The 18,576-nt window shown below is 45.8% G+C and carries 18 protein-coding genes; 10 read left to right on the top strand and 8 right to left on the bottom strand.

The window, feature by feature from the left end; all coding sequences use genetic code 11:
• Positions 1–6: 6 nt before the first annotated feature.
• Positions 7–906, top strand: a complete 900-nt coding sequence (locus tag Q5C82_RS06855; protein WP_003224369.1) for an SDR family oxidoreductase — start codon at positions 7–9, stop codon at positions 904–906.
• Between the two features lie 42 nt (positions 907–948).
• On the opposite strand, the gene comK is transcribed toward Q5C82_RS06855, so the two are convergent.
• Entirely contained in the window at positions 949–1,527 is a 579-nt protein-coding gene (comK, locus tag Q5C82_RS06860) for a competence transcription factor ComK (protein ID WP_003224368.1), read from the bottom strand.
• A 292-nt stretch (positions 1,528–1,819) separates the two neighbouring features.
• Between comK and Q5C82_RS06865 the strand changes: the two genes are divergently transcribed.
• Positions 1,820–2,053: an IDEAL domain-containing protein gene (locus tag Q5C82_RS06865; protein WP_003224366.1), complete on the top strand. Its 234-nt coding sequence runs from the start codon at positions 1,820–1,822 to the stop codon at positions 2,051–2,053.
• 27 nt (positions 2,054–2,080) lie between these two features.
• Here Q5C82_RS06865 and Q5C82_RS06870 read toward each other — a convergent pair whose 3' ends face one another.
• Positions 2,081–2,938 (bottom strand): SDR family oxidoreductase, encoded by an 858-nt coding sequence (locus tag Q5C82_RS06870; RefSeq protein WP_003224364.1) that lies wholly within the window; start codon positions 2,936–2,938, stop codon positions 2,081–2,083.
• A 111-nt stretch (positions 2,939–3,049) separates the two neighbouring features.
• Here Q5C82_RS06870 and Q5C82_RS06875 point away from each other — a divergent pair, with 111 nt between their 5' ends.
• The 6 genes from Q5C82_RS06875 (at position 3,050) to phoE (ending at position 9,902) form a co-directional block, all read left to right on the top strand.
• Entirely contained in the window at positions 3,050–4,579 is a 1,530-nt protein-coding gene (locus Q5C82_RS06875; RefSeq protein ID WP_003224362.1) for an FAD-dependent oxidoreductase, read from the top strand.
• A 136-nt stretch (positions 4,580–4,715) separates the two neighbouring features.
• Positions 4,716–6,014, top strand: coding sequence for a heme-based aerotactic transducer HemAT (gene hemAT / locus Q5C82_RS06880; RefSeq protein WP_003224357.1), 1,299 nt, complete (start codon positions 4,716–4,718; stop codon positions 6,012–6,014).
• A gap of 134 nt (positions 6,015–6,148) precedes the next feature.
• Positions 6,149–6,709 (top strand): biotin transporter BioY, encoded by a 561-nt coding sequence (locus Q5C82_RS06885; protein WP_003224355.1) that lies wholly within the window; start codon positions 6,149–6,151, stop codon positions 6,707–6,709.
• 5 nt (positions 6,710–6,714) lie between these two features.
• Positions 6,715–8,154: an acyl-CoA synthetase gene (locus Q5C82_RS06890; RefSeq protein WP_003224353.1), complete on the top strand. Its 1,440-nt coding sequence runs from the start codon at positions 6,715–6,717 to the stop codon at positions 8,152–8,154.
• Between the two features lies 1 nt (position 8,155).
• Positions 8,156–9,250 carry an acetyl-CoA C-acyltransferase gene (locus Q5C82_RS06895; protein WP_003224351.1) on the top strand — a complete coding sequence of 365 codons (1,095 nt, stop codon included), beginning with the start codon at positions 8,156–8,158 and terminating at the stop codon, positions 9,248–9,250.
• A 70-nt stretch (positions 9,251–9,320) separates the two neighbouring features.
• Positions 9,321–9,902 (top strand): phosphatase PhoE, encoded by a 582-nt coding sequence (gene phoE, locus Q5C82_RS06900; RefSeq protein WP_003224349.1) that lies wholly within the window; start codon positions 9,321–9,323, stop codon positions 9,900–9,902.
• A gap of 31 nt (positions 9,903–9,933) precedes the next feature.
• Here phoE and Q5C82_RS06905 read toward each other — a convergent pair whose 3' ends face one another.
• The 3 genes from Q5C82_RS06905 to Q5C82_RS06915 all read right to left on the bottom strand — a co-directional run bounded on the left by Q5C82_RS06905 (position 9,934) and on the right by Q5C82_RS06915 (position 12,751).
• Positions 9,934–10,905 carry an ABC transporter substrate-binding protein gene (locus tag Q5C82_RS06905; protein ID WP_003224347.1) on the bottom strand — a complete coding sequence of 324 codons (972 nt, stop codon included), beginning with the start codon at positions 10,903–10,905 and terminating at the stop codon, positions 9,934–9,936.
• Between the two features lie 333 nt (positions 10,906–11,238).
• A complete protein-coding gene (locus tag Q5C82_RS06910) occupies positions 11,239–12,231 on the bottom strand; it encodes an acryloyl-CoA reductase (RefSeq protein WP_003224345.1) in 993 nt (330 codons plus the stop codon).
• A 70-nt stretch (positions 12,232–12,301) separates the two neighbouring features.
• Positions 12,302–12,751, bottom strand: a complete 450-nt coding sequence (locus Q5C82_RS06915) for a GNAT family N-acetyltransferase (protein WP_003224344.1) — start codon at positions 12,749–12,751, stop codon at positions 12,302–12,304.
• 441 nt (positions 12,752–13,192) lie between these two features.
• Between Q5C82_RS06915 and aprE the strand changes: the two genes are divergently transcribed.
• Complete coding sequence (gene aprE / locus Q5C82_RS06920; RefSeq protein WP_003224341.1) at positions 13,193–14,338, top strand: subtilisin AprE; 1,146 nt, start codon at positions 13,193–13,195, stop codon at positions 14,336–14,338.
• Between the two features lie 37 nt (positions 14,339–14,375).
• Here the strand turns inward: aprE and Q5C82_RS06925 are convergent, their stop codons facing one another.
• Positions 14,376–15,656: a M48 family metallopeptidase gene (locus Q5C82_RS06925; RefSeq protein ID WP_003224335.1), complete on the bottom strand. Its 1,281-nt coding sequence runs from the start codon at positions 15,654–15,656 to the stop codon at positions 14,376–14,378.
• 149 nt (positions 15,657–15,805) lie between these two features.
• Between Q5C82_RS06925 and Q5C82_RS06930 the strand changes: the two genes are divergently transcribed.
• Positions 15,806–16,201 carry a hypothetical protein gene (locus tag Q5C82_RS06930; RefSeq protein ID WP_013307953.1) on the top strand — a complete coding sequence of 132 codons (396 nt, stop codon included), beginning with the start codon at positions 15,806–15,808 and terminating at the stop codon, positions 16,199–16,201.
• A 39-nt stretch (positions 16,202–16,240) separates the two neighbouring features.
• Here the strand turns inward: Q5C82_RS06930 and lcfB are convergent, their stop codons facing one another.
• Together lcfB and Q5C82_RS06940 are read right to left on the bottom strand one after the other, a co-directional pair.
• Positions 16,241–17,782 (bottom strand): long-chain-fatty-acid--CoA ligase LcfB, encoded by a 1,542-nt coding sequence (gene lcfB, locus Q5C82_RS06935; protein WP_003224332.1) that lies wholly within the window; start codon positions 17,780–17,782, stop codon positions 16,241–16,243.
• Positions 17,783–17,899: 117 nt separating this feature from the next.
• Positions 17,900–18,544 (bottom strand): SDR family oxidoreductase, encoded by a 645-nt coding sequence (locus Q5C82_RS06940; protein WP_003224331.1) that lies wholly within the window; start codon positions 18,542–18,544, stop codon positions 17,900–17,902.
• Positions 18,545–18,576 lie beyond the last annotated feature (32 nt).

The raw sequence follows: 18,576 nt of genomic DNA on the forward strand, positions 1-18,576 counted from the left end.
TTGATGATGTCTGATTCAAACCTTACCAATCCTTTAACAGCATTTTTTCATGATGAATTTCCCGAACAATATCAAGAACCGCCAGGCCTGCAAAAGAACATGAAGCCTGTCCCTGATTGCGGAGAAAAAAGCTACAAAGGATCAGGTAAACTAACCGGCCGAAAAGCGCTTGTCACCGGCGGCGATTCCGGTATCGGCCGCGCTGCAGCGATCGCTTACGCCAGGGAAGGCGCCGACGTGGCTATTAACTACTTGCCTGAGGAACAGCCTGATGCTGAAGAGGTGAAAGAACTGATAGAAGCAGAAGGGCGAAAAGCAGTGCTGCTCCCCGGAGACTTGAGCGACGAATCCTTTTGCCAAGATCTAGTCAAACAGGCGCATCAAGAACTCGGCGGACTTGATGTGCTAGCGCTGGTTGCAGGCAAACAGCAAGCGGTCGAAAACATCGAAGACCTGCCTACTGAACAAATCTATAAAACATTTGAAGTGAACGTCTTTTCCCTTTACTGGGTTGTAAAAGCGGCACTTCCGTATTTGCCGGAGGGCGCTTCAATTATCACTACTACCTCAGTTGAAGGCTACAATCCAAGTCCGATGCTCTTGGATTACGCAGCGACGAAAAACGCCATTATCGGCTTTACCGTCGGACTGGGAAAACAGCTAGCTTCCAAAGGCATCAGAGTGAATTCAGTTGCACCTGGGCCAATTTGGACACCGTTGCAAATTTCCGGTGGACAGCCGACGGAAAACATCCCGAAATTCGGCCAAGGCACCCCGCCCGCTCCATTAAACCGCGCTGGGCAGCCAGTAGAATTGGCAGATGTTTATGTATTCTTAGCTTCAGAGAATTCAAGCTATGTGACATCTCAGGTATATGGCATCACCGGCGGAATTCCGACAGCCTAAAGCAGGAGAAGGAGCTGCCCTGTGGTCAGCTCCTTTCTATTTCTAATACCGCTCCCCGAGCTCACGCAAAATAAAATCATAAATCATCTTCGTACGCTCTTCCTTCGGATACAGCATAAATTCCTGCCGTTTCGGCACGCGGTGTTCGATTCTATCTTGGAATTTAGTTCTTAGCCATGCTGTCCGGTATACCTGATTCTCGAACGAATTATAGGAGATCGGCAACTCCATCGTTTTCCCATTCGAAAACGTCACTTCCGTATCGTCGAATTCAGTCGGTTTGAATTCTTTCACATGCACATGGGAAATCCAGCCGCATTGGGGTCTTGTCGAAGAAAGTGTAGGGAATAAAAAGATTTGATTCGAAGGGTCCACCATGATCGGCGGTTTGTGTGAAATTTTTGTTACTTCATAAGTTCCAGCTTTTCTTCCCGCATAGCTTGATCCGAAAAAACGGCAGCTTCTGTCGACAATTTGCAGCGGTTTCATCCTGACGTAAAACACGCAGTCTTTTTCAATAATTTTGGAACAAATTTTGCCGTCGATTTCTTCTGGCAGCACGGCAATTGTTGCGCCGTTCACTTCATACGATTCTAAAGGTGCGTCTGTTTTCTGACTCATATTATGGCCTCCATCCTTTTTCTGCAAAATTTATACTAATAATCTATCATCTGTTTTTATAAAACGACAGGTTTTTTTAATAAATGAGCTAAAATCATCTTTTAATGATATTTATTGGTACTAAATCACTAGTAATAAACCGGTTTTACATTCGTAAGATCTTCCGATTGACGGCATTTTGCAGGATATGTCGATAGATTGCCAAGTATTAGTTGTCTAAAAATTATAAAAATTAATTGATTTTTTCGACCGTTATCCATATACTATAAAAAAGGCATTGGGGGGATTCTTTATGAAAGAGAAAAAATCGTACACTGAGCTCATGAAGTCCCGCAACACGCAAAATACAAATGAATTTGATGTCACAATGACGGATGTCTACATTCAAATGGTGCTCGATGAATCCTTGTATAAGCGTCGGCTGGCTATGCTGACGGACCAAATCAACAAAGCCTTGGACGAAAAAGATAAAGATGCGTTTCTTACGCTCTCTAAAGAATATGCAACGCTCAAGCAGAGCGAATAAGCCAATCCTCAAGGATTGGCTTTTTTATTACCCATTCACAATTGTTCCGCCATTGACATGAATCGTCTGTCCTGTGACATAGGTGGAATCGTCACTGGCAAGGTATAAATAGCTTGGCGCCACTTCCACCGGCTGTCCCGGGCGTTCCATCGGCACGTCTGAACCAAACACTTCCACATCCTTTGCCGCAAAGCTGGCCGGGATAAGCGGTGTCCAAATGGGGCCTGGCGCTACTGCATTAACCCGTATGCCCTGCTGAACAAGCGACTGGGAAAGTGACCTTGTAAACGTAACGATCGCCCCTTTTGTCGCTGAATAATCGATCAGCGTTTTATTGCCTTTATAGGCGGTAATTGATGCAGTATTAATGATAGAGCTTCCCTTTTTTAAATGAGGCAGTACAGCCTTCGTTAAGTAAAACATGGAGAAAATGTTCGTTTGGAAGGTTCTGATCAGCTGGTGGCTTGTGATTTTTTCAATGCTGGGCTGGACATGCTGCTCAGCTGCATTGTTAACCAATATATCAATCGACGGAAACGCTTGGCTTGCCTGCATGACCACATCGTTGCAAAACGCTTCATCTCCGATATCTCCTGCAATCAGCAGGCATTTTACCCCTTCCTTTTCTACATACTGCTTTGTCTCCTCAGCGTCCTGATGCTCATTCAAATACACAATGACCACATTAGCCCCTTCTTTTGCGAATAACACCGATACAGCGCGTCCGATTCCGCTGTCTCCTCCAGTAATGATAGCGGTTTTGCCCTCTAATTTTTTCTGTATCTTCGGCTTATCAAAAACCGGACGGGGATCCATAAGATATTCAAAACCCGGCTGCTGGTTCTGGTGCTGAGGCGGCAATGTTTTCTTTTTTTGATTCGCCAATGAAATCACTCCTTTTCAACCCTATTATGTTATGAACAATCCCTGCCTCCTATGTATGAAAAGATAGAATATGGAAAAATTAAGAATAAATCTGATTGGAGGTATCATGGCTTGGCTAATCCATATTTTGCAAAGGAAGCACCTGAAACATACTGGAAAACATCAACTGACCTGCCTTCTTTTCCGGCGCTTCAAGAGGATACTGAATGTGACGTCACCATTATCGGAGGCGGGATTACGGGAATCACAACGGCGTATGAACTCACGAAAAGAGGCTTCCGTGTCGTATTGATTGAAGCAAATCAGGTTCTCAACGGCACCACTGCCCATACAACAGCTAAAATAACCGCCCAGCATGACATGATATACGATGAGTTTATCCGCCATTTCGGACTAAACCACGCAAGGCTTTATTATGAAGCCAATCAAAACGCAATTGATTACATAAAAGGAATTGTGGATGAACATCAAATTGATTGCGAATGGATCGAACAAGATGCTTATCTGTACACAGCAAAAGAAAACGCTGTACAAAAAATCCGCACTGAGCATGAGGCTTACACAAAGCTTGGCATTGAAAGGGATCTTATCAAGGATCTTCCGATTCCCGTAGGTTCTAAGCTGGCGCTTGTCATGAAGAATCAAGCCCAATTTCATCCGCTGCAATACTTAAAAGCGCTTCTGGAGCAGATTGTTCAAAAAGGCGGACGGATATATGAAGAGACCGTCGCGCTTGATATCAAAAAAGGCGAAAGGCCTGAAGTGGTAACAAAAAGCCGGCACGCCATTAAGAGCCGTTTTATCATATGCTGTTCCCACTTCCCTTTTTACGACGGAGGCGGATTATATGCTACGAGAATGTACTCTGACAGATCTTATGTCCTCGCCATCAAGCCGAAGATCGAGTATCCCGAGGGCATGTATTTGAGTATCGATCAGCCGTCAGTGGCGCTCCGCTATACCATCGTAAACGGAGAAAAGCTGATTCTCTTCAGCGGCGTAAGCCATAAAACAGGCCAGGGAAAGGACATGTCAACACATTACGAAACACTGAGACAAATGGCAGAAAGCACCATTGGCATCGAAAGCATCCCATATTATTGGTCCACCCAGGATCTTGTGACCATTGACAAAATCCCATTTATCGGGCCGATGTCGGAAAATGAGGACAATATACTTGTAGCAACCGGGTTCAAAAAATGGGGCATGACATCATCAGGAGTTGCGGCTACTCTCTTGTCAGACCTTGTAGAGAGAAAAGATAATCCATACGAAAGCATATTTACGCCGAGCCGTTTCCATCTGAACCCCGGACTGCAGAAAGTAATTTCTTACAATACAGATGTTGCCAAGCATTTCATCAAAGGCAAGCTTGAAAAGCCTGACGTTCAGTTTGAAGACATTGCGCCTGGAGATGGGAAAGCCGTCACCGTGAACGGCAAACGCGCGGGGGCTTTTCGGGATGAAAAAGGCTGCCTCCATCTCGTCGATACGACGTGCACCCATTTAGGCTGTGAGGTGGAGTGGAACGACGGTGAGCATACGTGGGATTGTCCGTGCCACGGATCACGTTTTAAGCCAACCGGCGAAGTTGTGGAGGGCCCAGCCATCAAACCATTAAAACAAATTGACCTTGATTAAACCGTTCATTTTAATGAACGGTTTTTTAAATATTTTTCATCTGCATCTTCATTCATGTTTCCCTTGGCCGATAAAAAAGAAAAAGGCTTAAAAAGCCAAAAGTAAAAATTATATTTTCCCAAGGGGGATCATTGTATTGTTATTTAAAAAAGATAGAAAACAAGAAACAGCTTACTTTTCTGATTCAAACGGACAACAAAAAAACCGTATTCAGCTCACAAACAAACATGCAGATGTCAAAAAACAGCTCAAAATGGTCAGACTAGGAGATGCCGAGCTTTACGTTTTAGAGCAGCTTCAGCCATTAATTCAAGAAAATATCGTATACATCGTCGATGCGTTTTATAAAAACCTTGACCACGAAAGTTCATTGATGGATATCATTAATGACCATAGCTCAGTTGACCGCTTAAAACAAACATTAAAACGGCATATTCAGGAAATGTTTGCAGGCGTTATCGATGATGAATTCATTGAAAAACGAAACCGAATCGCCTCCATTCATTTAAGAATCGGCCTTCTGCCAAAATGGTATATGGACGCGTTTCAAGAATTGCTTCTGTCAATGATTAACATTTACGAATCATCTATTACAAATCACCAAGAACTGCTGAAAGCTATTAAAGCGACAACTAAAATCTTGAACTTAGAACAACAGCTTGTCCTTGAAGCGTTTCAAAGCGAGTACAACCAGACCCGCGATGAACAAGAGGAAAAGAAAAACCTTCTTCATCAGAAAATTCAAGAAACCTCTGGGTCGATTGCCAATCTATTTTCAGAAACGAGCAGATCTGTTCAAGAGCTTGTGGACAAATCTGAAGGCATTTCCGAAGCATCCAAAGCCGGCACAGTGACATCCAGCACTGTTGAAGAAAAGTCGATCGGCGGAAAAAAAGAGCTTGAAATCCAGCAAAAACAGATGAATAAAATTGACACAAGCCTTGTCCAAATCGAAAAAGAAATGGTCAAGTTGGATGAAATCGCACAGCAAATTGAAAAAATCTTCGGCATCGTCACAGGCATTGCTGAACAAACAAACCTCCTCTCGCTCAATGCTTCGATTGAATCTGCCCGCGCCGGCGAACACGGCAAAGGCTTTGCCGTAGTGGCAAACGAAGTGCGGAAGCTTTCTGAGGACACGAAAAAAACCGTCTCTACCGTGTCTGAGCTTGTGAACAATACGAATACACAAATCAACATCGTATCCAAGCATATCAAAGACGTGAATGGGCTAGTCAGCGAGAGTAAAGAAAAAATGACGCAAATTAACCGCTTATTCGATGAAATCGTCCACAGCATGAAAGTCAGCAAAGAGCAATCAGGCAAAATCGACGTCGATTTGCAGGCCTTTCTTGGAGGGCTTCAGGAAGTCAGCCGCGCTGTTTCTCATGTGGCCGCATCTGTTGATTCACTTGTCATCCTGACAGAAGAATAAATATCAAAAACCGGTCTGCCAAGCAGCCGGTTTTTTCACGCTTATTATGTTAACTTATAATAAAAATAAGTTGACATAATAAAAGCCTGGATTTATTGTATAACCATATTTTATTACTGTTTGGAGGATTTCACATGCTGAGATTAATAGACATGATGCATATTGCCATTTTCACCGCGCTGATGGCCGTGTTGGGATTTATGCCCCCTCTCTTCTTATCCTTTACACCCGTTCCGATTACATTACAAACGCTTGGTGTCATGCTGGCAGGCAGCATCCTCAGGCCTAAGTCTGCTTTCTTAAGCCAGCTTGTCTTTTTGCTGCTCGTCGCCTTCGGAGCGCCGCTTTTACCCGGCGGACGAGGCGGGTTTGGCGTTTTTTTCGGGCCGAGCGCAGGCTTTTTAATCGCTTATCCTCTCGCCTCATGGACGATCAGTTTAGCCGCTTCCAGACTGCGAAAGGTGACTGTATTGCGTCTCTTTTTCACTCATATCGTATTCGGCATTATCTTTATTTATCTGCTCGGTATACCAGTACAAGCTTTTATGATGCATATTGATTTATCACAGGCCGCCTTCATGAGCCTTGCATATGTGCCTGGTGATTTGTTAAAAGCGGCTGTATCTGCGTTTCTGGCGATAAAAGTCACCCAAGCCTTGTCGCTTTCTGATACGATGTTTACGAAAGGAGGCTGACACTCATGACCATTACTCATACCTATTCAGCTATTGCCGAAAAATCGCCCGGGCGTGTGGCGATCCATACTGAATCGGAGCAAATCACGTACCGAGATTGGGCTCGCCTTGTCTCTCAAACCGCAAATTGGCTGCGGTCGCAGCCGAGCATGCCGAACCGTGTGGCAATCCTGCTCCCGAACAGCCTGGCGTTTTTACAGCTGTTTGCCGGAGCTGCAGCGGCGGGGTGCACGGCTGTTCCCATCGACACACGCTGGAGTGCTGATGAATGCAAGGAGCGTCTCTTCATAAGCGATGCGGACCTTGTGATTACTTCAGCCTTTTTCAAAAACAAACTGATAGATAGCAAGACACCTGTTGTATTGCTGGATCACTGTATGGAAGATATTTCTGAAGCATCCGCCGCTCCCTTGCCTACCATTAATTCGGAGCACCCTTTTTATATGGGGTTTACGTCAGGCTCGACAGGAAAACCGAAGGCCTTCACGCGATCTCACCGCTCATGGATGGAGAGCTTTACCTGTACGGAAACAGATTTTTCGATTTCATCAGATGATAAGGTTCTGGTTCCCGGGTCGTTAATGTCCTCTCACTTCCTATATGGGGCTGTCAGCACCTTGTTTCTCGGAGGAACCGTTTGTCTGTTGAAAAAGTTTTCACCTGTCCAAACGAAGGAATGGCTGAGCCGTGAATCTGTCAGTGTTCTCTATACCGTACCTACGATGACAGACGCCCTCACCCGTGTTAAGGCCTTTCCCAACAACCCTGTCAAAATCATTTCATCGGGTGCAGACTGGCCGGCAGAATCTAAAAAGAAGCTCGCCGTTACATGGCCTCACCTCAAGCTATACGATTTTTACGGCACATCAGAACTTAGCTTTGTGACATATTCCACACCGGAAGACAGCAAACGGAAGCCGCATTCAGCCGGCCGCCCGTTTCACAACGTCCAGATTGAAATCCGTAATGCTGCCGGGGAACGCTGTCAGCCGGGGGAAATCGGAAAAATATTTGTCAAAAGCCCAATGAGGTTTTCCGGCTATGTCAACGGCAGCGCACCAGATGAATCCGGGTGGATTACAGTGGATGATATGGGCTGTGTCGATGAGGATGGTTTTCTATACATATCAGGAAGAGAAAACGGGATGATCGTATACGGAGGATTAAACATTTTCCCAGAAGAGGTTGAACGTGTGCTTCTCTCCTGTCCAGAGATTGAAAACGCGGCTGTCGTCGGAATTCCGGACGAGTATTGGGGAGAAATCGCTGTAGCTGTCATTCACGGAAACACTAATGCCAGAAAGCTGAAAGCCTGGTGCAAACAGAAACTGGCAGCCTACAAAATCCCGAAAAAATGGGTATTTACTGACTCCTTGCCAGAAACGAGCAGCGGAAAAATCGCCCGTTCCAGCGTGAGGAAATGGCTTGAAGAAGGTGCAGTATAACTTGAATGCGGTTATTGTTGGTGCAAAACGAACGATTTTTGGAAAACAAAACGGACTGCTAAAGCCATTTCTGCCGGAGGATTTAGCGGCTCCCATCATCAGCTGTCTCAGCCGAAACCTAGAGGATCAAATCGATGAAGTGATTCTCGGAAACGCGACCGGCAGAGGCGGCAACCTCGCCAGGCTGTCAGCTCTGCAAGCCGGGCTGCCTTTATCGGTTCCTGGGATGACGATTGACAGACAGTGCGGCTCCGGCCTTGAAGCTGTGCGCTATGCCTGCAGTCTCATTCAAGCCGGAGCCGGTACGATGTATATTGCGGGCGGCTCAGAAAGCAGCAGTCGATCGCCTTTTTCAGAACGGGCCCGTTTTTCTCCAGATGTAATAGGTGATCCCGACATGGGCATCGCAGCCGAATATACGGCAGCAAACTATTCCATCAGCAGAAGCATGCAGGATGAATACGCGCTTCTCAGCTATCAACGCAGCAGAAACGCGCATGATGGAGGGTTTTACCGTGAAGAAATTGTTCCCCTCGGAGAATTGGAGATGGACGAAGCATTTCTGAAAAAGCGGCCGATAGAAGCGATTATTTCCCGTGCAAAACCGGTTTTCGACACCAGCTCCGGAACGGTTACAGCAGCCAACAGCAGCGGCATATCAGACGGAGCGGCCGCTCTCCTTGTATTGGAAGAAGAAAAAGCGGCATCTCTCGGCTATAAGCCAGTGCTCCGGTTTATCGGAAGCGCTGTCAGCGGGATTCACCCGAACTATCCGCCCGAGGCACCGGTTGATGCGATCCGTAAGCTCTTATCCGCACATGATGTCACACCTGATGATATCGATTTATATGAAATCAATGAAGCCTTTGCCGTCAAAATTTGTGTCTGCTCGCAAGAACTCGGCATCCCCTTCTCAAAAATCAATGTGCGTGGCGGCGCATTGACTCTAGGCCATCCGTACGGCGCATCGGGTGCAGCTCTGGTAACCAGATTGTTTTATGAAGCGCAAAGACGGACAGACTGTCAATATGCCGTTGCGGCTATCGGAAGCGGCGGCGGAATCGGACTGGCTTTATTATTTGAAGTTCTTGCATAGGCTTTTTCATAGGATGCGTGCTGTTGATTTAGTATAATAGCGATATGACCAAAGTCAGGAAGGGGATTTTATGACAGCCGTTTGCTTAGTTAGACATGGAGAAACCGATTGGAACCTGCAGCAAAAATGCCAAGGCAAAACCGATATCCCGCTGAACGCGACAGGTGAACGCCAAGCAAGAGAGACCGGAGAATATGTAAAGGATTTCTCTTGGGATATTATTGTGACGAGCCCGCTGAAAAGAGCGAAAAGAACCGCGGAAATCATTAATGAATATCTGCACCTTCCGATTGTCGAGATGGATGATTTTAAGGAACGCGATTATGGCGATGCGGAAGGCATGCTGCTGGAAGAACGGACAAAGCGCTATCCGGATAAAAACTATCCGAATATGGAGACGCTGGAAGAACTCACTGACAGGCTGATGGGCGGTTTGGTAAAAGTAAATCAGGCGTATCCAAACAAAAAGGTGCTGATCGTCGCGCATGGCGCAGCGATTCACGCACTGCTGACGGAAATTTCCGGGGGTGACCCAGAGCTACAAAGCACGCGCCTCGTCAACGCCTGCCTCAGCAACATTGAATTCGCAAAAGAGAAATGGCGGATTAAAGACTATAATATCAATAGCCACTTATCCGGCTTTATCAAATAAGAAAAAGACAGGCGTTCGCCTGTCTTTTCTTTTATTTCTTCTCAGCCGGCATCACTTTCTGAAGCTCATCCAAAATGGCATTCGCTCCGTCCACACTTCGGCGCAGAGACCACACCGCACGATCCACGTGGTACACATGTCCGTTTTTCACTGCCTTCAGCTTCTTCCAAAGTATATTCTTTTCGATCGGGCGTTTGCCGTCCGCATCGATGTCATCTGTTTTTCCTGTCATCAGGATGATCACATCCGGATCTGTTTTCAGCAGCTGCTCAAGTGTCATTTTCATGTTCACTGAGTCGCCGCCATTGCTTGATTCGCTGTTTTCTGACGTGCTGATCGCATATCGATAGCCGGCCTGTGTTAAAAGTCTTGATGTAAAGAAACTTTCATCTCTTGCCATAATCGTATCATTTGTATTTCCAATCAAAAGGACGGACTGGCTGTTAGCGCTGATTTTCTGCTTTGTCTCGCTAAGTTTTTCTTCATGTGCCGTCAGCTTTTTCTCCATTTCCTTCTCCTTGCCGACTGCTTTTGCAATCGTAAGTGCAGCGTCAATTGTATCCTGATAATCAGCATTTAAATTATTTAGCGCAATCGTCGGCGCAATTTTTTTCAGCTGATCGTATACTTTCTTATGACGGGTCGTGTCAGCAATAATTAAATCGGGTTTTAATGAAGCGATTTTTTCCATGCTTGGCTGTGAGCGAGTGCCGACAGATGTGTAGCCGTCAATTTTCTTCAACACATCTTTGTTGATCAGCTGCTTCGCTTTATTGTCATCGGCAACCCCGACAGGCGTAATGCCGAGATCAAGCAGTGTGTCGATAAAACCAAGCTCAAGAACAACAACCCGCTTAGGATGCTTAGGCACTTTTGTCTTCCCTAAATCATGTGTTACCGCCACTTTATTTTCTTTGCTGTTTTGATTGCCGCTTGAAGACGAGCAGGCAGCCGTTAAAACAGAAAGAAGTAAAACTGTAAGAATAATCAGTGTTTTTTTCATACGTTCCAGTCTCTCCTGTATGTAGTTTCTAAGATTAAGATGTCCAAAAGATAGTATAACACGGAATGAGAATCATTATCACTAATTATTTTTAAAATGATCAAACATTGATGTTTTAGATCAGCACATCAGAATCTTAGATCATGCAATCGCTACCGTAACGAAAGTATATCTGACAGGCTCATTCGGAACGCCATTTGAAGGTGAGTTTACTCAACATAAGAATGGCAAATGGCAGATTGTTTCAGGACACAGCGGTACAGCAGCTTAACATCACATCATGTACACAAAAAAGCTTGCAGAAAACATAGCTTTCTCTGCAAGCTGATCCTGTTAAAGCTTCACAATGATTCTTCCTTGAATGCGATTTTGCAAAATATCGTTTAACGCAGCCGGGACTTCTTCCAATGATACTTCCTTGTCCACGATGGTCAGCAGCTGATCAGGCTTGAGATCAGAAGACATGCGCTCCCAAACAGCGGATCTGACATCCATCGGACAGTACACTGAGTCGATTCCGAGCAGGCTGACCCCGCGGAGAATAAACGGATACACCGTTGCAGGAACCTCTCCCCCGCCCGTTAAGCCGCTCACCGCGACAGCTCCGCCATATTGGATTTTGCTTAAAAGCGAGGCAAGCTGTTTTCCGCCGACAGGATCAACCGCTCCCTGCCATTGCTGCTTGGACAGCGCCTTAAGCGTTCCGTCATAAACATCTTCCCTGCTGATTACTTCGCTTGCACCGAGCTGCTTCAAATAACCAGCCGCCTCCCGGTTTCCGGTGCTAGCCACCACATCATAGCCCCGCTTGTTCAGCATCGATACCGCAATTCCGCCGACACCGCCGGTTGCTCCTGTGACTAGCACGCTCCCTTTTTCCGGAGACAGGCCGTTCTGTTCAAGTCGATGCACCGATAACGCCGCAGTAAATCCAGCCGTTCCGTACGCCATCGCTTCTTTTAGTGTAAGATTCGATGGCAGAGGCACCAGCCAGTCACCAGGCACTGAAGCATATTGACTTAATCCGCCATCGCGTGAGACACCGAGCTCATAGCTTGTCGCAATCACCTCATCCCCCTCGGCAAAGCGCGGATCATTGGAAGAGACAACCGTACCCGCAGCATCAATGCCTAAAATTAGCGGATACTCTCTGACAATATTGCCGCCTGCTTTTCCGGCCAGACCATCTTTATAGTTGATGCCGGAATAAGCAATTTTAATCAGGACACCGTCTTTCGGCAAATCCTCTGTTGACATGGTTTTCACATGGACTGAAACATCATCGGCATGTTTCTCTGCCAGCAATGCTTGAAATAACGTTGACATTCGGCACACTCCTTTTCGTTTATATCGTAACCGAAGAACGTTCAAAAAACCAAATCATCAAGCTTCAATTTTACTTCGCCGGCACATTGAGACGATAATGGACAAATGCAGTTTCCTCTTCATAGCCGTTTTGCTCATATAAGCTCCTTGCCGTCCGGTTGTGGTGCTCCGTCTGAAGCGATAAACGGTTTGCCCCGTTTTCCGCAGCAAAATTCTTTGCGGCAGACAGCAGCTGCCCGCCGGCTCCCTTTGTCCGCGCATGAGGAGTGACGAATAAATCATTTAATATGTAAATTCTTTTCATAGCCACAGAAGAAAACGTTGGATAGAGCTGGGTAAAGCCTATGAACTCTCCATTTTCTTCTGCTATCAAAATAATAGACTCGTCATTTTCCAGACGCGCTTTCAAAAAAGCCTCTGCCCCTTTCAGATCGGACGCCTGTTTATAAAATTCCCGATACTGGTTAAACAGCGGCGCAATCGCTGCTGCATCTGATGTTTTTGCTTGGCGAATGTACATCTCATTTCTTCCTCCCTCTCTATAATCGTTTTATTCTAACTTTAATAGAATTTTCTGTAAAGTTTATTTTTCAGAATACTTTTATCAGCATGCACAGAAAAAATATCAGGATAATATCCATTGATCTTTTCGAAACAAACGCAGGTCATTTGAAGGATTTTTTTCGACAGGAATTTGCCGGGACTCAGGAGCATTTAACCTGAAAAAGCATGACATTTCAGTATAATGAACATTTACTCATGTCTATTTTCGTTCTTTTCTGTATAAAATTAGTTATTTCGAGTCTCTACAGAAATAGCGAGAGATGATATACCTAAATAGAGATAAAATCATCGCAAAAAAATGGGTCTACTAAAATATTATTCCATCTATTACAATAAATTAACAGAATAGTCTTTTAAGTAAGTCTACTCTGAATTTTTTAAAAGGAGAGGGTAAAGAGTGAGAAGCAAAAAATTGTGGATCAGCTTGTTGTTTGCGTTAACGTTAATCTTTACGATGGCGTTCAGCAACATGTCTGCGCAGGCTGCCGGAAAAAGCAGTACAGAAAAGAAGTACATTGTCGGATTTAAACAGACAATGAGTGCGATGAGTTCCGCCAAGAAAAAGGATGTTATTTCTGAGAAAGGCGGAAAAGTCCAAAAGCAGTTTAAGTATGTTAACGCAGCCGCAGCAACATTGGATGCAAAAGCAGTAAAAGAATTGAAACAAGATCCGAGCGTTGCATATGTGGAAGAAGACCATATTGCACATCAATATGCGCAATCCGTTCCTTACGGCATTTCTCAAATTAAAGCGCCGGCTCTTCACTCTCAAGGCTACACAGGTTCTAACGTAAAAGTAGCCGTAATTGACAGCGGAATTGACTCTTCTCATCCTGACTTGAACGTCAGAGGCGGAGCAAGCTTCGTACCTTCTGAAACAAACCCATACCAAGATGGCAGTTCTCACGGCACACATGTAGCCGGTACGGTTGCCGCACTTAATAACTCAATCGGTGTTTTGGGCGTAGCGCCAAACGCATCGTTATATGCAGTAAAAGTTCTTGATTCAACAGGAAACGGCCAATACAGCTGGATTATTAACGGCATTGAGTGGGCCATTTCCAACAAAATGGACGTGATTAACATGAGCCTTGGCGGACCTTCTGGTTCTACAGCTTTGAAATCAGTCGTTGATAGAGCCGTAGCCAGCGGTATCGTCGTTGTTGCTGCAGCCGGAAATGAAGGCACTTCCGGAAGCTCAAGCACAATCGGCTATCCTGCAAAATATCCTTCTACCATTGCGGTAGGTGCGGTAAACAGCAGCAACCAAAGAGGTTCATTCTCAAGCGTAGGTCCTGAGCTTGATGTAATGGCTCCTGGTGTATCCATCCAAAGCACACTACCTGGAGGCACTTACGGCGCTTACAACGGAACGTCAATGGCGACTCCTCACGTTGCCGGAGCAGCAGCGTTAATTCTTTCTAAGCACCCGACTTGGACAAACGCACAAGTCCGTGATCGTTTAGAAAGCACTACAACATACCTTGGAAACTCTTTCTACTATGGAAAAGGGTTAATCAACGTACAAGCAGCTGCACAATAAGATAAAAAAGAAGCAGGTCCTCCATACCTGCTTCTTTTTATTTGTCAGCATCCTGATGTTCCGACGCATTCTCTTCTTTTTCCGCGTGTTGTATCCGTTCCATGATCGAAGGGTGGCTGCCTCTGAAAATTTTTACAAGCACGGGAGGATCAACCTGGCTCAGTCCCGTCACAGCCAAATCCTGAAACGTCTTCACAGCGGCTTCTCTGTTCTCCGTCAGCTCGATCCCATACCGGTCAGCCTGATTCTCCTGATACCGCGAGACCGCATTAGAAAAAGGCGTGACCGCAAAGCTTAAAACGGACACCAAAAGCAACAACAGCGGCAGTGCTGCAAGGTCATGCCGTCCCTCCAAATGAAACATGCTGCGGGTAAAGCGGACCGTTAGCTTGTAAAGCTTATCAATGACATAAAATCCGGCGAGCGACACTAGCAAATAGCCAGCCAGTCCGATATAGACGTGCTTCATGACATAATGGCCCATTTCGTGGCCCATAATAAAGAGAATTTCTGAATCGTCAAGCTTGTTAAGCGTCGTATCCCACAATACAATCCGTTTGTTCGCCCCGATTCCTGTGACATAGGCGTTAAGCGCATTTGTTTTTTCAGACATGTTCACTTCATATACATGATCAGCCGGGATATCAGCTTCTTCTGCCAGCTCTAAAATTTTGCTTTCAAGCTCCTTGTTTTTCAACGGATAAAAATCATTGTATAAAGGATCGATAATGACCGGCTGAATAAAAAACAGAAACAGCGAAAACGGCACAGTTAACAGCCAAGCGTATAACCACCATTTTTTTTCATGCCTTTTGATCAGCCAATAAAACACGAGAACGCAGAGCGTAAAGATCGGAAAGCTGATCCAAAAGTCTATGACCTGATCCTTAGACCAGCTGGCCGCTGTTTGTGTGGAAATGTTGTAGTCAAGCGATACTTGATAGCCTATCCAATCTAAAGGCAGCGTTACTACCGTTGTGATCAGCGAAAGCACAAACACAAAACCAATAATCTGCAAAAAACGAAAGGGCACGGCCGCTTCCATCCATTTCTTGATTTTCTTTGAAACGCCGCTGACCAGCAATACAAAGAACAAAAACCAATCAAGAGGAAGCCCGATAAAAAATAAAAAATTCTTTACATTCGAATACTGCTCCGCCACTGCCAATTCAGACGGCTTCATGAAAGAAGCCGGGTCAGCCTGCGTCCCTTTCACAGCCTCCGGTACTGCGGAATCACCGGACAAGAAAAAGTACCAATAAAAAAACAACCCGTACAGCACGTAAGCAAGCCCTGCTGCTGCAATCCACTTGCGCATAACGCCTCACTCCTCATATCAACCCGTTACTTCTATTGTAATCATAAATGCAAATTCTTAGAACCAAGCTGTGTATCCGTACTTTTCCGTCCTTTTAGGCATGGAAAGCCCGATCGCTGGGAAAACTAACAATGTTTGGAGTGATGCAAATGAAAAAAATAATGGCAGCCATCGTGGTTATCGGTCTTGTGTTTCTTGCATTTTTCTATCTTTACAGCCGGTCAGGCGATGTGTACCAATCGGTAGACGCGGATTTGATCACGCTGTCTTCAAGCGGCCGGGAAGATATCGAGATTGAAAAAAGGCAGCACGTCAAAGACATGCTGGATATTATGAATCAGGGAAAACAGCTGAAGACAGAAAAAACATCAACCCCTGATTACGAAGGGACAATCAAGTTTCATAAAGACCGGTACGACTCATTCAGACTATGGATTGACGGCAGCCAGCAAGCCGTTTATTTGAAGGACGGGACATACTACAAATTAAGTAAAAGAGATACAAGGGCGCTGCTAAACATTATTAAAAAAGAAGCAAAGGATTGAAAATGAAAAAGCGAAGCTCGCCGCTTCGCTTTTTTCGTATTATTGAGGCAAAATATCTCTCAGCGCCCGTCTGAGCATTTTCCCCGTCGCATTTTTCGGAATGTCGTCAAGAAACGTAATGGCAGCGGGCCGTTTGTATTTGGCGAGATGTTTTTCACAGTGCTGCATGATATCAGCTTCTGTTACGCCAGAGCGTTTTGGTACAATATATCCCTTTACCGCTTCCCCGCTTTGGGCGTCCGGCACACCGATGACAACCGCCTCCTTGACATCCGGGTGGCTGTACAGCACTTCCTCCACCTCGCGCGGATACACGTTGTATCCTCCTACAATGATCATGTCTTTTTTCCGGTCAACAATGTAAAAATAGCCGTCCTCATCTCTTCTTGCCAAATCCCCCGTATAAAGCCACCCGTCTTTTAACGCATGCTTTGTTTCCATCGGCATTTTATAATAGCCCTTCATCACATTGGGGCCTTTCACGATCAATTCGCCGACCTGGTGATCGGGCAGCTCGCGCCCGAGCGGATCTACGACCTTGTTTTCGACATGTAAGATACTTGTCCCGATGGAGCCCGGCTTTCTGCCCCTGTCAAACGGGTTAAAACACGTCACGGGCGATGCTTCCGAAAGCCCGTAGCCTTCCAAAATGGTCACGCCGAATTTTTCTTCAAATGCGGTCAGCAGCGCGACTGGCATCGCCGCACCTCCCGAAATGCACAGCCGAATGGACGAAAAGTCATCTTTCTTTCCGTTTTCATGCTGAAACAGATAATTATACATCGTAGGCACACCGGCAAAAATGGTCGCCTGCCGCTGCTTCACAAGCTGAAAAACAGATGCCGGACTGAATTGTGGCTCAATTAAAACAGTTGCGCCGCTCATCAGCGGGGCATTCATACAGACGGTTAAACAAAACACGTGGAACATAGGAAGAGCGCAGACCACATTGTCCTTCTCATCCATTCCCAAATAGCCGGCGACATCGTTGGCATTGCTGTACAAATTTTGATGGGTCAACATTGCGCCTTTTGGTTTTCCGGTCGTTCCTGACGTATACAAAATGACCGCGGTATCATCAGGGACAATCTCCGGGCTTTGTTTAGCGGCAGATGTCGGACGCAATATTTTTGCAAACGTTGTCATTTTCATCCTGACCTCTGGGTCTGAAGCTTCTGGCTCGGCATCTCCCGTCTGGCATAAAATGACGAGCTCAACCTTTGGCAGCGATTCATGCATGCTCTCATAAAGCGGCAAAAGCTGGTCAACGCCCACGATCGCCTTTACATCGCCATTTGTCAGCATATAACCGATTTCTGTGGGCGTGTACAGCGGGTTGATGGGCACCACCACAATCCCAGCCTTTAACGCACCAAAAAACGCGATGATAAAATCCGGCGAATTGCCAAGCAGCAAAGCTAGATGGTCCCCTTTCTCCATACCGGCTTCCTGAAGGCCGTCCGCAAATCGCTGAATGTGTTCATTCAGCTCCTGATACGTCATCATGCGATCCTTAAACCTGCATGCGATGCTGTCGGGCTTCTCAGATGCTGTTTCTTCCAATTTGGAAACAAGATTCATTCTCCCACCCCTTAAAGTGAATGAATAGTCATTCATTATTGAAGCCAAGCTTTCTCCTCCATTATAGAGAAACAGAAAAAAACACTCAAGAGCAAAAAGCCCTGAGTGTCAGTACTGTTATAGTTTCTTTAATGCTTCGGCAATCGGTGTATCTCCTTCTGTCAGATCAAAGGCTCGATTTTCCGTATTGGTTTCATCTAAAGAAGCAATGACCGTTTTTGCCACGTCATCACGGGAAATGAATCCCCGTTCCAGATCGGCGGCGACTGAAATAGTTCCCGTTCCAGACTCATTGCGAAGGCCTCCCGGACGGATAATCGTATAGGTTAAGCCACTGGATTCGAGAATTTTATCAGCGTAATGCTTGGCCACATAATAAGGTTTAAGTGATTCATTCCAATTTTCACGGTTGTGGGCTTGCAGGGCGCTCACCATGACAAACCGCTTGATGCCCGCGATATCCGCAGCTTCCATCGCTTTTGCCGCTCCGTCTAGATCCACCAGCAGCGTTTTATCATAGCCTGTGCTGCCGCCTGAACCCGCTGTAAAAATGATAGCGTCACAGCCTTTTGCCGCGGCGGCGATTTCTTCGGGGCTGCCTTCCAGATTCGCAAGCACAGCTTCTGCACCGGCAGCTTCGAGAGACGCTTTCTGTTCTTCTTTTCTGACCATCGCTCTGACAGAATGATCAGGATTGTCTCGGAATAAAGAAACGAGTCTTTGTCCGATTTGTCCGTTCGCTCCGATTAAAAACACTTTCATGTGAATCCCTCCTGCCTCCATTATTTCAAAAA

It is taken from the genome of uncultured Bacillus sp., assembly GCF_958411575.1.
Taxonomy (GTDB): domain Bacteria; phylum Bacillota; class Bacilli; order Bacillales; family Bacillaceae; genus Bacillus; species Bacillus spizizenii.